Below are 13,652 nucleotides of genomic sequence, written 5' to 3'. Positions count from 1 at the left end.
GCGGTGCGGGACGCCGGCAGCGTCGTCCCGCTCCGTTCCGGCGGCCGCGCTCCCGGCCGGCCGGGAGCGCACGACGCACGGCCGGCACGGGGCACCGCGGGGCGACTCCCCGGCGTGGGGGTGTCCCGCACCCCCGTAGGCTGCGGCGGGTCGGTGCATGTGTGCGGGAGGGGTTCGTCGTGGTACGGCCGTTGGAGCAGGGGGATCCGGATGTCCTGGGTGACTACCGGGTGGTGGGACGCCTGGGCGAGGGCGGGATGGGGCGGGTCTTCCTGGGGCGTTCACCGGGCGGGCGGTCCGTGGCGATCAAGGTGGTGCACGCGTCGCTGGTGCACGAGCCGGAGTTCCGGGCCCGGTTCCGTCGCGAGGTGGAGGCGTCGCGCGCGGTCGGGGGAGCCTTCACCGCCCCGGTGATCGACGCCGACACGGAGGCCGAACAGCCCTGGATGGTCTCCGGTTACATCGCCGGGCCCTCGCTCCACCAGGCGGTCGCCGACCGGGGGGTCCTGTCGCCGGTGCCGCTGGCCGCGCTGGCCGCGGGCCTGGCCGAAGCCCTGGTCTCCATCCACCGGGCCGGCCTGGTGCACCGCGATCTGAAACCCTCCAACGTGCTGCTCGCCGACGACGGCCCGCGCGTCATCGACTTCGGTATCGCCCGGGCGTTCGACGCCACCGGCCTCACCAGGACCGGGGCCACGATCGGCTCGGCGGGCTTCATGTCCCCCGAGCAGGTCGAGGGCGGCGCGATCACCGCGGCCAGTGACGTCTTCTCCCTGGGCGCGGTGCTCACCTTCGCGGCCACCGGCGCCGGTCCGTTCGGTGTGGGGTCGGCCCCCGTCATGCTCTACCGCGTGGTGTACGAGGCCCCGGACCTGGAGGCCGTCCCGGACCCCGTGCTGCGTGCCCTGCTGGCCGACTGTCTGGCCAAGGAGCCGGCGCTCCGCCCCACTCCGCGGCAGATCCTCCGGCGGGTGGCCCCGGCCGCTCCCTGGGCCGGCGGACAGGCCGGCGTGCCCACGCGGCGCGCCACCCTCGCGGAGATGTTCACCCAGTACGCCGGGGCGCCGCTCACCCCGTCGGCGGCGTCCGGCGGGCGGGCGACCGCACCGGGTGACCCCCGCCGGTCCGTACGCCGCGACGCTACGGCCCCGGCCGCCGCCGGGGCCGTAGCGGGCGCCTCCCGGGGTGCGGGCGGCCCTGCGGGGGCCCGGGCGGCGGCGCCCTCCGCGGTCCCGTCCGGCCCGTCCGGGTCCGGGCCGGCGCCCGCGGGGCCCCGCCCCGTCGGGGCCTGGCGGCTCGACGAGCGTTCCGGCGTACGGGCGAGGGACGTCACCGGTCGCCACCACGCCACGGCCACGGCGGTCAGGTGGGGCACGGGCCGTGGTGAGGGCGCCGAGTTCAACGGATTCAGCAGTGAGGTGGCCACCGGTTCCGCGGTGGTCGACACCGCGCGCGGCAGCTTCACCGTCGGCGCATGGGTCCGGCTCGGCACGATCCCCTCGCACTTCGTCACCGCGGTCAGCCAGGACGGCGAGGAGACCAGCGGTTTCTACCTCCAGTACTCCTCCCACGAAGGCCGCTGGGCCTTCGCCCGCCCGGATCTGCGCGTCGTTTCGAGGTCCGAGCCCGTCGCCGGTGAATGGACCCACCTGACCGGTGTCTGCGACGGCTTCGCCGGAGAACTGCGTCTCTTCGTGAACGGGGTCCAGGAGGGCTCGGTCCGCGACCGGATGCCGGTCGTGTCCGAGGGGCCCTTCGTCATCGGCCGCGCCCGTTACGGCGGGGGGCCGGTCGATCCCTTCCCGGGCGGCATCAAGGACGTCATGGTCTTCGACCGTGCCCTCACCGAGGCGGAGGTGAGGGGCCTGGTCCAGCCGTGAGCCGGCCGGCGTCCCGGCACCGGGGCGCCGGCGCCCGCGGCGGGAGGTCCGGGCGGAGGGGCCGAGGCGACGTGCCCCGGTGCGTGTCACGTGGAGCGCAGAGGGTCTCGCGGGTGGGGTCGGGGCCTCGCCCCGGCCCGCGGCCGCGCCGATCTCCTCCGACCTCGTCCCGGCCCGGCTCCACCCCCGCCCCTTCGTCCGGTGGCGGTCGCGCTGCGAACCGGTCCGGCGGACCTCTCGTGCAGGAGCCGGGCACCGGGTCAGCCGGCCGGGACGCCTCCACGCCCCCTCCCGACCGTTCGCCGCCCTGAGCGACGAGCCGGGCGAAGTCGACGGCCCAGCCGCCGGCCGGCCCACTCAACCGCCCGGCCGACCGCGACTGCGACTGCGGCCACAGTCACCTCATGCCCCCCGGTCCGGAGTCCTCCGGCACGCGGGCGCGCTCCCCGGCCCTCCGCTTCCCGCGCGGGAAGCGGAGGGCCGGCCCGGCAGGCGCCGCGGAGCGGCGAGCCGGAGAAGCGCACGCGTCAGCGCCGGCCCACCCCCGGAGGACGAGTGCGACGCCGGGGCCGCCTTCGGCCCCGGTATGCACGAGCGCATCCGCCGCACCCGACGCGGAGCGACGAATCCCGCTCGGCGCACCGCGTGTTCGGGCGATACCGCACCACCGGGCGGAGGCGCCGTTCAACTGACCGAACGAGGCCTCCGGGGCGGCCCGGCGAGGGTCACCGCCCCTCCCCTCACTGCTCCGGAAGCCCCGGCCGGGCCCCTCGGCGACCGGCGTGATTCACTCGTGCACATTCACTGAATCGTTCTCTGACAACGTTCGGCAATCCCGTCCCTTGATCGGCAAAGCCAACTCCCGCTGGTAGAGACCACTGTTCCCCACCTCCGTGACGTCGATAACGTTTTATGTTTGATTCCGTGATCTCTCGATGGACTGTGTTGACTTTACGAGTCGTTAACAGTCAATGTGTGCGCACCCGGACCGCTCTGGGCCACGTGGCAGAGCGGCATGCACCTGAGGAGACGCCATGTCACTGCGGACCCAACGCCCCGCGCTCCGCCGGGCCCTGGTGGCCCTTGCCGCCCTCCCCCTGCTCGCCACGGCGGCGTGCGGCGGCACCGGCACCGAGGACGGCGCCTCGGGCGGGCAGGGCACGTGCGAGAAGAGCGACGGCAAGGTCGAGCTGACGTACTGGTCCTGGATCCCCGGCGTCGAGAAGGCGGTGGCCGAGTGGAACCGCCAGAACCCGGACATCCAGGTGTCCGTCAAGTCGACCCCGAACGGCAACGCCGGCACCTACCAGAACATGTCGAACGCGCTGAAGGCGGGCAACGCTCCCGACCTCGGCCAGATCGAGTACGACTCGCTGGCGAGCTTCCGCCTCCAGGAGGGCCTCACCGACATCGCCTCCTGCGCGGGCGTCAAGGAGGCCGAGGACGACTTCGTGAAGTGGACCTGGTCGCAGGTGACCTTCGGCTCCGGCGGCGAGGACGGGGTCTGGGCGGTGCCGCAGGATACGGGCCCGATGGCCCTCTTCTACCGCAAGGACCTGTTCGAGAAGCACGGTATATCCGTCCCGAAGACCTGGGAGGAGTACTACGAGGCGGCCAAGAAGCTGAAGAAGGCCGACCCGAAGGCGTACATGACGCACTTCTCGCAGACGGACCCGAACTGGTTCAGCGGCCTGCTGTGGCAGAAGGGCGCGAGCATGTTCGGCCAGGACGGCGACACGTGGAAGGTCGACGTCGACAGCCCGGCCGCCGGCGAGGTGGCGGACTACTGGCAGAAGATGATCGACGAGAAGCTGGTCGCGACCGACCTGCAGGGCTTCTCCCCGGCGCTCTACAAGGCCTGGAACCAGGGCGAGGTGGCGACCTGGGTCAGCGCCGCGTGGGGATACAGCACCATCCGTGACAACGCCAAGGCCACCTCCGACAAGTGGGGCGTCGCCCCGATGCCGCAGTGGTCGGCGGGCGACAACGCGGCCGGCAACTGGGGCGGCTCGACCACGGCCGTCCTCGGCAAGAGCGAGCACCCCTACGAGGCGGCGCAGTTCGCGCTGTGGCTGAACACGGACCCGAAGGCGCTGGAGATCCTCAACCGTGAGGGCGGCCTCTACCCCGCGGCCACCCAGGGACTCGAACTGGAGGCCCTGCGGCAGCCGGTGGAGTTCTACGACGGCCAGAAGATCTTCGACGTCTTCGCGGACGCCTCCAAGAACGTCACCACGGACTGGACCTTCGGCCCGACGATGACGGACACCTACCGCTTCCTGGGCGACGGCATCGCGGGAGCACTGGGCGGCGAGGGGACGCTCGAGGACGCGCTCACCCAGGCGGACGCCAAGACGGTGGACTCCCTGGAGAAGCAGTCACTCGAGGTCGCCAAGTAAGTTCCGGGGACCGGCGCCGCACGGGACCCGCGCCGCCGGTCCTCTCCCCCTCGTCGAGCAAGCCCGGGAAGAGACCACCACATGACCGTCGACCGGACAGCCGCGGCAGCGGCGCCGCCAGTCAAGAACACCGCAGTCCCCGCTCCGCCGCGCCGCAGGCGGAACTGGGCGCCCGCCTTCTTCCTCCTGCCGTTCTTCATACCGTTCATCCTTTTCACCCTGGTTCCGGTCGGGTACGCCTTCTACCAGAGCCTCCTCAAGACCGAACGGACCGGCGGCACCTTCGGCCGCAAGACGACCGTGTTCGCCGGCTTCGAGCAGTACAAGGAAGTCCTGGGCGACCCCGAGTTCCTCGGCAGCGTCGGCCGGGTGGTGCTCTTCGGCCTGGTGCAGATCCCGCTGATGCTGCTGCTGGCGCTGACGCTCGCGCTGCTGCTGGACTCCACGGTGGCCCGCCTCAAGCGCTTCTTCCGCATCGCCTACTTCGTGCCGTACGGCATCCCCGGCGTGATCGCGGCGCTCATGTGGGCGTTCCTGTACGACCCGCGCCTGTCGCCCGTCGTGGAGCTGCTGGACAAGGTGGGGTCCGCGCCGGACTTCCTCGGCTCGTCGATGATGCTCTGGTCCATCGGCAACATCGTGACCTGGACCTACACCGGGTACAACATGCTGATCATCTACGCCGCGCTGCAGGCCGTCCCGGGCGACATCTACGAGGCGGCGCGCATGGACGGAGCGAGTGAGGCGAAGATCGCCTGGCGCATCAAGATCCCCATCCTGCGTCCGGCCCTCATGCTGACGGGCGTCTTCTCGATCATCGGGACCCTGCAGCTGTTCACCGAGCCGCAGGTGCTGCGCTCGATCTCCACCAGCGTCACCAGCACCTACACCCCGAACCTGGCGGCCTACTCGCTCGCCTCGTCGGACAACTACAGCGAGGCCGCCGCCATGTCGGTGACGCTGGCCCTGGCCACGTTCGTCCTGTCGTTCGGGTTCCTCAAGTTCACGGGTCGAAAGGCTGAATCATGAGCCTCCTCACCGACACCGCGGGCGCCCACGCGCCCGCGCCGGCCTCGAAGACGGCACCCCGGGGACCGCGGGAGAGCCGCCTCTCGGTGGCCGTCGCCACCGGTTTCCTGGCCGTGATCGCCGTCTACATGCTGCTTCCGGTGTTCTGGCTGGTCGTCTCGGCCACCAAGAGCCAGGGCGACCTGGTCGACACGTTCGGCCTGTGGTTCTCCGACATGCACCTGATCGACAACCTGAGGGCGCTGTTCGCCAAGCAGGACGGGGTCTTCGTGCCCTGGCTGCTCAACAGCCTCCTCTACGCGGGCGCGGGCGCGGCCGTCGGCACACTGCTGTCCGCCATGGCCGGTTACGCCCTGGCGAAGTACCGCTTCCGCGGGCGGGAGTTCCTGTTCTCCGTCGTCCTCGGCGGGGTGCTGGTCCCGGCCACGGCGCTCGCGCTGCCGCTGTTCCTGCTCTTCGCCAAGGTGGGGGCCACCAACACCTTCTGGGCGGTCTTCCTGCCGAGCGTCGTCAGCCCGTTCGGCGTCTACCTCTCGCGGATCTTCGCGGCCGCCTCCGTGCCCGACGAGCTCCTGGAGGCCGCCCGCATCGACGGGTCCGGGGAGCTGCGGACCTTCTTCACCATGGCGGTGAGGCTGATGTCGCCCGCCATGGTGACGATCTTCCTGTTCCAGTTCGTGGTCATCTGGAACAACTTCCTGCTGCCGCTGGTGATGCTCCAGGACGACCGCCTCTACCCGGTCACCCTGGGCCTGTTCACCTGGCAGTCCCAGGTCAGCCGCGACCCGTCGCTGCAGATCCTCAGCCTCACCGGGTCGCTCGTCTCGGTCGTCCCGATCGTCATCACCTTCCTGGTGCTCCAGCGCTACTGGAAGGCCGGTCTCGCTGCGGGAGCGGTGAAGTCGTGAACAACACTCTCAAGCACCTGTCCGACCGGCTCGGCGGCATCGCCTACGGCGGCGACTACAACCCCGAGCAGTGGCCGCGCGACGTGTGGGACGAGGACGTCCGCCTCATGCGTGAGGTCGGCGTCAACCTCGTCACCGTCGGCGTCTTCTCCTGGGCGTTCCTGGAACCGAGCCCGGGGACGTACGAGTTCGGTCTGCTCGACGAGGTCATGGACCTGCTGCACGCGGGCGGCATCGCCGTCGACCTGGCGACGGCCACGGCGTCCCCGCCGCCGTGGTTCTCGCTGCGCCACCCCGAGGCGCTGCCGGTGACCGTCGACGGCGTCCGGCTGACGCACGGCTCGCGGCAGACGTTCTGCCCGAGCAGCCCCGCCTACGCCGAGGCGGCCGGCCGCCTCACCGAGCGGATCGTGGAGCGGTACCGCGACCACCCCGCGCTCGCGCTGTGGCACCTGCACAACGAGTGGGGCAACCACAACGCGCACTGCTACTGCGACATCAGCGCCGAGGCCTTCCGGGACTGGCTCCGGCAGCGGTACGGGGACCTCGACGGCCTCAACGAGGCGTGGGGAACGGCGTTCTGGAGCCAGCGGTACGGCGACTGGGCGGAGGTCATGCCGCCGCGCGCCACCGCCGCCGTGCCGAACCCCACCCAGCGGCTCGACCACTGGCGGTTCTCCTCGGACGCGCTGCTGGCACTGCACCGGCGCGAGGCCGAGATCGTGCGCCGGTTCTCCCCCGCTGTGCCGCTCACCACCAACCTCCTGGTCACCCTCGAGAAGAAGGTCGACGGGTTCTCCCTCGCCGAGGCGTGCGACTTCGTGTCCGTGGACCAGTACCTCACGGCCGCGGACCCCGAGGCGTACATCGGGCTGTCCCTCGACGCCGACCTCGCGCGCGGCATGGGCGGCGGCGCTCCGTGGCTGCTGATGGAGCACTCCACCTCCGCGGTGAACTGGCAGCCCCGCAACGTCGCGAAGACCCCGGGGCAGATGCGGCGCAACAGCCTCGCGCACGTGGCGCGCGGCGCCGACGGCGTCCTGTACTTCCAGTGGCGCCAGTCGAGGGCCGGCGCCGAGAAGTGGCACTCCGCGATGCTCCCGCACGGCGGCACGGACACCAAGACCTGGCGCGAGGTCACGGCTCTCGGCCGGGACCTGAAGGCACTGGCGGAGGTGCGCGGCAGCCGTGTGGTGTCGGACGTGGCGCTCCTCTTCGACTGGAACGCCTGGTGGGCCCTCGAGATGGACGCCACCCCCTCCCAGGACCTGCGCTACCTCGACCTGGTGCGCGCCTGGTACGAGGCACTGTGGTCGCTGGGCATCACCTGCGACCTGGTGCACCCCGGGAGCGACCTGAGCGGTCACCGGCTGGTCCTCGTCCCCAGCCTCTCCCTGACGAGCGACGCGGACGCCGCGGCGCTGAGCGGGTTCGTCGCGGACGGCGGGCACGCGGCCGTCGGCTTCTTCAGCGGTGTGGTGGACGAGCACGACCACGTCCGCCTCGGCGGCCACCCGGGGGCGTACCGGGACATGCTGGGCATCCGGGTGGACGAGTTCTTCCCGCTCCGGGAGTCGGAGACGGTCCGGCTCTCCGACGGCTCCCGGGCCTCGCTCTGGACCGAACTCGTCGAACCGCGGGGGGCCGGGACGGTCCTGTCGTTCGCGGCGGACCCGTCGTGCGGCGGACCCGTCCCGGGGGGCCCGGCGGTGACGCGCCACGGCCACGGTGACGGCGTGGCCTGGTACGTGGCGACGCGCCCGGAGGCGGACGCCCTGCGCGGGCTGCTGGCCCGGGTCTGCCGGGAGGCCGGGGTCGGCGCCGCGGCCGAGGTCCCGTCCGGGGTCGAGGCGGTCCGCAGGCGCGGCCCGGACGCCGCGTACCTGTTCCTGATCAACCACTCCCCGCGCGACGTGTCCGTCCCGGCATCGGGCACCGACCTGCTGAGCGGCGCCGTCGCCGACGGCGAGGTCGTCGTCCGCGCGGGCGACGTGGCGGTGATCCGGGAGCACGGCGCCCCGGCGGCGGGCGGGTGACGCGTGCTCGCCGAACACACCCGGTGGAACGCGGCCGGCCCGGCGGGCGGTGCCGGGCCGGCCGCGGCCGGCCCGCTCCTCACCGGTCCGGACCTCGACGGGCACTGCCGTGAGGTGCGGGAACGCGGCCTCGGTGAACCGGCCGTGAACGGGCCGGCCCGGCCGTCGCCGCGGGCGGCTTCCCCTCGTCCCCCTGTCCGCTCCCGACCGATCGAAGGTGCGCGCACGTGACCACCGACCGTTCTTCCCACCTGCTCCACTTCCGTGCGGGAGGCACGAGCCTGGTCCTCGACTGCTCGGGGCCCCGCCTCCCGCGGGTGCTGCACTGGGGAGCCGACCTCGGAGATCTGGAGGACGACGCGTCGGGCGGTGCGGGAGACCTCGTCGCCCTCGCGACGGCGAGCGCCGCCGAGCTGGGCACCAGCGTTCCCGACGTCCCCGTGCCCGTGAGCGTGCTGCCCGAGCAGTCGGCCGGCTGGCTGGGCACCCCGGGACTGTCGGGTCACCGCGAGGGCGCCGACTTCTCCTGCGCCTTCACCGTCCGGGAACTGCGGTCCCAGGGCCCCCGCTCGCTGACGGTCGAGGCCGCGGACGAACAGGCCGGGCTCGGACTGCGGTGGGAACTGGAGCTGACCCCCTCCGGTCTCGTCCGCCAGCGTGCGCGGCTCACCAACCTGGGTGAGGGCCCCTACACGCTGGAGGCGCTGCAGCTCACCCTGCCGGTCCCGGCCCACGCCGCCGAAGTGCTCGACCTGACCGGCCGCCATCTGCGGGAACGGTCTCCGCAGCGGCACGAGTTCACCCTCGGCACGCACCTGCGGGAGAACCGGCGCGGACGTACCGGTGTCGACGCCACCCTCCTGCACGCGGTGGGTGAGCGGGGCTTCGGCTTCCGCGGGGGCGAGGTGTGGAGCCTGCACGTCGCGTGGAGCGGCAACCACCGCACCTTCGCCGAACGGACGAACTCCGGGGTCTCGCTCCTCGGCGGTGGCGAGCTGCTGCTGCCGGGCGAGATGCGCCTTCGGCCCGGCGCCGCGTACACGACCCCGTGGCTGCTGGGCTCGTACGGCCGGGGCCTGGACGACATGGCGGCGCGCTTCCACACCTACCTGCGGCAGCGCCCCCACCACCCGGCCACTCCGCGGCCCGTCACCCTCAACACCTGGGAGGCGGTCTACTTCCGGCAGGACCTCGCTACCCTCACCGCCCTGGCGGACGCGGCGGCGGAGGTCGGAGCGGAGCGGTTCGTCCTGGACGACGGGTGGTTCCGCGGGCGCCGCGACGACCGGGCCGGCCTGGGCGACTGGTACGTGGACCCCGAGGTCTGGCCGGAAGGCCTGCATCCGCTCGTCGAGCACGTCCGTTCCCGCGGCCTGCAGTTCGGTCTCTGGGTCGAGCCGGAGATGATCAACCCCGACTCGGACCTGGCCCGGGCCCGTCCGGAGTGGATCCTGTCCGCGGCCGGCCGCATGCCGCCGGAGGCCCGGCACCAGCAGGTGCTCGACCTGGGCCGGCCGGAGGCGTACGCGTACGTACTCGAACGCCTGGACGCCCTGGTCGGCGAGTACGCCGTCGACTACCTCAAGTGGGACCACAACCGCGACCTCGTCGACGCGGGCAGCGGCCCGTACGGCGTCGGCGGGGTGCACGCGCAGACCACCGCGGTGTACGCGCTGATGGACGAGCTGCGCCGGCGCCACCCCGGGCTGGAGATCGAGTCCTGCTCGTCGGGCGGCGCCCGGGTGGACCTGGGCATCCTCGAACGCAGCGACCGGGTGTGGACCAGTGACTGCATCGACGCCCTGGAGCGGCAGCAGATCCAGCTCTGGACGGGCCTGCTGCTGCCTCCCGAACTGATGGGCGCGCACGTGGGCGCCCCCCGCGCGCACACCACGGGCCGCACGCACGGCCTCGACTTCCGCGCGGGCACCGCGTTCTTCGGCCACCTGGGCATCGAGTGGGACCTCACCTCGGCGACGCCCGAGGAGCGCCGCCGGCTCGCCGGGTGGATCGCGGCCCACAAGCGGCTCCGGCCGCTGCTGCACGGGGGAACCGTGGTCCACGGCGACTCCCACGATCCCGCGGTGCTCGTGCACGGCGTCGTGGCCCCGGACCGGTCCCGCGCCGTGTACGCGGTGGTGCAGAAGGCCACCGGCGTGCAGATGCCGACGGGCCGCGTGCGCCTGCCCGGTCTGGCGGAGGACACCCGCTACGCGGTGACCCCGTTGCCGCCGGGGGACGCGGTCCGGGGTCCGGTCACCAGTCCGCTCCCCTGGTGGACGCCGGAGGGTGTCGAACTGCCGGGCCGCGTCCTGTCCGTGCTCGGCGTCCAGGCGCCGACCCTCCATCCGGAGAGCCTCGCGCTGATCGAGGTCCGGCAGGTGCCGCACCCGGCGTGACCCGCCCGTGCGGGAGCGGCAAGGACCCCGTGCGGGAGCGGCGGGGTCCGGATGTCTCGCCGCCCCTCCCGCACGGCCCGGCCCGGCGGAGGGCTGGGACCGGCCCGGTCATGCGGGTCCGGCGCTCGTGCGCGCCGGCGGTGACGCCTTCCCCCCTCGGTCCGGCGCCGGTTCGGCCGGTCCCGGCAGTGCGGCGGGGCCGGTCCCCGGTGGGGCGTCGCCGGGGGCCGGCCCGGCTTCCTCGTCGTCCTCGCCCAGGAAGCCGCCCGACTGGTGCCGCCACAGCTTGGCGTAGGCGCCGTCCGCGGCGAGCAGTTCCCCGTGGGAGCCCTGCTCGACGACGCTTCCGCGGTCCAGGACGACGAGGCGGTCCATGCCGGCGACGGTGCTCAGGCGGTGGGCGACGACGAGGGCCGTACGTCCGTCCATCAGCCGCCACAGGGCGTCCTGGACGAGGAGTTCGCTCTCCGAGTCCAGTGCGCTGGTCGCCTCGTCGAGCAGCAGGATCGGGGCGTCGCGGAGGACCGCCCTGGCGAGCGCGACCCGTTGGCGCTGACCGCCCGACAGTTTCACCCCCCTCTCCCCCACCAGGGTGGCGAAGCCCTCGGGCAGTTGCTCGGCGAACTCCGTGACGTGGGCGGCCTCGGCCGCCGCGCGGATCTCCGCGTCGGTGGCGCCGGGCCGGGCGAAGGCGATGTTGTCCCGCAGGCTGCGGTGGAACATCGCGGGTTCCTGCGGAACGTAGGCGATCAGCGAGCGCAGGTCGGCCTGGCGCAGCCGGCTGATGTCCTGACCGCCGATCAGGATGCGTCCGTCGTCGATGTCCGACATCCGCAGCAGGAGCCGGGTGAGTGTGGTCTTGCCCCCGCCGGACCTGCCGACCAGGCCGATCCGCGCACCGCCGGGCACGTCCAGGTCGAGGCCCTTGAAGATCGGTTCCGCACCCTCGTGGGCGAAGGTCACCGCCTCGAAGCGGACGCCGGTGTCCCGGGGTGCGAGCGGTTCGGGTTCCGCCGGGTCCAGCACGGTGGGCGGGTCCAGCAGCAGTTCCGTGAACTGGGCGGCCTCGGTCATCGAGCTCTCCAGACGCCGGTAGATCTGGTTGAACTCGAACATGATCTGGGTGGCGTTGGAGTAGTAGGTGAAGGCGACGACGATCTCCTCCACCCCCTGGCCCGGGCCGCCGAGGGCGAGGGCGACCACCAGGCCCAGCACGTTGGTCAGCACGGCCATGGGGGCGACCAGCGTGTCGACGCGCAGGTTGGCGTAGTCCCACGACTTCAGCGTCAGGCGCCGGGATTCCGCGACACGGCTGCGGTGTTCGTCGGCCTCCCGCCGCTCGGCCGCGAACGCCCGGATGGTCTCCATGTTCACGAGGCTGTCGGCGACGTGGCCGGAGACCCGGGCGATCGCCGCCTCGCGGTCGTTGACGAGCCGCTGCCGTCGACGGATCAGAGGTGTCGCGGCCGCCACGGTCAGCGCGATCATCATCAGGAGGCCCGCGACGAGCAGCGGTTCGTAGTGCCACAGCACCACGGCGCCGAACGCCAGGGGCACGAGGCTGCCCACGATCCGGTACGTCAGCGTGTCGACGAAGTCCTCGAAGCGCTTGCCGAAGCTCAGCACCCTCTTGGTCAGGGAGCCGGCGAAGTTGTCGTGGAAGAACGCGGCGTCCTTGGCGAGGAGTTCGTCCATGCCGCTCACGTACAGGTGCTCCATGCCGAGGGCGTCCACACGGTTCAGGCAGTGCAGCCCGATCCGCCACACCACCTCGGCGAGCAGCAGCACGGCACCGAAGCCCAGCACGTACGGCAGCGCCGAGGCGAGGGTGAGACCCTCGTCGCCGGCGGCCTGCCCCGCGAGTTTGGCGATCAGCAGGGGGGCGACGTAGCGGATGCCGGTGTTGCCCACGGCCGGCAGCAGCAGTGCGGGCAGGGCCAGTCGTCGCAGTCGCAGCAGTTCCCGGCCGTAGCGGCGCAGCGCGAGGACGACCGCGCTCCTGCCCGGTGCCGGCCTCTGCGTTTCTGGTGTCGTCTCTGTTGTCGCCATCACACTCCCGGAGATGCGGAAGCCGGAAGTCTCCCGTCCGGGGAGGGGGCCGGTCCAGGCATTTACCGCTTACCAGCGAGAACCGGACAGCGCGAGCGGGGCACCGGTCGACGCTCAGGACCCTATGGCTGCCGCTCGCCCGCGGCGCACCGCCGAACGGGTGAGTCGGGGCCTCGGGCACCGCCCGCGAGGGCCGCCCCGCCGGGCTGCGTGCCGGTCCGGGGCGGTCCCGGAGTCCGCGTGTGCGCGGGTCAGCGGCGGATGAGGCCGAGATCGGTGGCGGTGGCGACGGCGGCGGTGCGCGAGTCGACGCCGAGTTTGGCGTAGACGCGCGCCAGATGGGACTTGACGGTGCCCTCGGTCAGGTGGAGACGGCGGCCGACGGCCTGGTTGGACAGGCCCTCGGCGACCAGGGCGAGGACTTCGGTCTCGCGCCGGGTCAGGGCGGTGCCCGGGGTGCGCAGCCGGTGCATCAGCCGGTCCGCGACCGTGGGGGCGAGGGTGGTGCGGCCGGTGGCCGCCGTCCGGACGGCGGCGGCCAGGTCCTCGGGCGGGGCGTCCTTGAGGAGGTAGCCGGTGGCGCCGGCCTCGATGGCGGGCAGGGTGTCGGCGTCCGAGTCGTAGGTGGTGACGATCAGCACGCGGGGTGCGCCCGGCCGGGTGGTGATCAGGGCGGTGGCTTCGGCACCGCCCATGCCCCTGCCGAACCGCAGATCCATCAGCACGACGTCGATGTCGCCCTCGGCGGCGCGGGCGACGGCGTCCTCGGCGGTGACCGCTTCGGCCGCGACGACGAGGCCGGGTTCGGTTTCCAGCACGGCGCGCAGCCCCGCGCGGACGACGGGGTGGTCGTCGGCCAGGAGGAGGCGGATGGGTGCGTCGTCGGTCACGAGCGGGCCTCGGGGTGGGGTTCGGTTCCGGTCTCGGTCTCGGTTCCGGTCTCGGTCTCGGT

Annotated in this window: 8 protein-coding genes; 6 read left to right on the top strand and 2 right to left on the bottom strand. The window is 72.8% G+C overall.

Annotated elements, in window-relative coordinates; all coding sequences use genetic code 11:
* Nucleotides 1-191: 191 nt before the first annotated feature.
* From AOK18_RS19630 to AOK18_RS19600, 6 genes are all read left to right on the top strand, one after another.
* Nucleotides 192-1,880, top strand: coding sequence for a protein kinase domain-containing protein (locus AOK18_RS19630; RefSeq protein ID WP_240503243.1), 1,689 nt, complete (start codon nt 192-194; stop codon nt 1,878-1,880).
* Between the two features lie 1,034 nt (nt 1,881-2,914).
* Nucleotides 2,915-4,279: an ABC transporter substrate-binding protein gene (locus AOK18_RS19625; RefSeq protein WP_055695212.1), complete on the top strand. Its 1,365-nt coding sequence runs from the start codon at nt 2,915-2,917 to the stop codon at nt 4,277-4,279.
* Nucleotides 4,280-4,360: 81 nt separating this feature from the next.
* Nucleotides 4,361-5,308 carry a carbohydrate ABC transporter permease gene (locus tag AOK18_RS19620; RefSeq protein WP_055572082.1) on the top strand — a complete coding sequence of 316 codons (948 nt, stop codon included), beginning with the start codon at nt 4,361-4,363 and terminating at the stop codon, nt 5,306-5,308.
* On the top strand, nt 5,305-6,216 hold the full coding sequence (locus tag AOK18_RS19615; RefSeq protein ID WP_079105097.1) for a carbohydrate ABC transporter permease: 912 nt from the start codon (nt 5,305-5,307) through the stop codon (nt 6,214-6,216). The genes AOK18_RS19620 and AOK18_RS19615 overlap by 4 nt, the downstream gene beginning before the upstream one ends.
* Entirely contained in the window at nt 6,213-8,252 is a 2,040-nt protein-coding gene (locus AOK18_RS19610) for a beta-galactosidase (protein ID WP_055695211.1), read from the top strand. The genes AOK18_RS19615 and AOK18_RS19610 overlap by 4 nt, the downstream gene beginning before the upstream one ends.
* 227 nt (nt 8,253-8,479) lie before the next feature.
* A complete protein-coding gene (locus tag AOK18_RS19600) occupies nt 8,480-10,651 on the top strand; it encodes an alpha-galactosidase (protein ID WP_055695209.1) in 2,172 nt (723 codons plus the stop codon).
* 108 nt (nt 10,652-10,759) lie between these two features.
* On the opposite strand, the gene AOK18_RS19595 is transcribed toward AOK18_RS19600, so the two are convergent.
* Entirely contained in the window at nt 10,760-12,700 is a 1,941-nt protein-coding gene (locus AOK18_RS19595) for an ABC transporter ATP-binding protein (RefSeq protein ID WP_055695208.1), read from the bottom strand.
* 251 nt (nt 12,701-12,951) lie between these two features.
* On the bottom strand, nt 12,952-13,590 hold the full coding sequence (locus AOK18_RS19590; RefSeq protein WP_055695207.1) for a response regulator: 639 nt from the start codon (nt 13,588-13,590) through the stop codon (nt 12,952-12,954).
* Between the last annotated feature and the right edge of the window lie 62 nt (nt 13,591-13,652).

It is taken from the genome of Streptomyces prasinopilosus (assembly GCF_001419695.1).
Lineage (GTDB): Bacteria > Actinomycetota > Actinomycetes > Streptomycetales > Streptomycetaceae > Streptomyces > Streptomyces prasinopilosus.
Note: the sequence above shows the minus strand (reverse complement) of the source record. Positions and strands in the feature narration are given on the sequence as shown.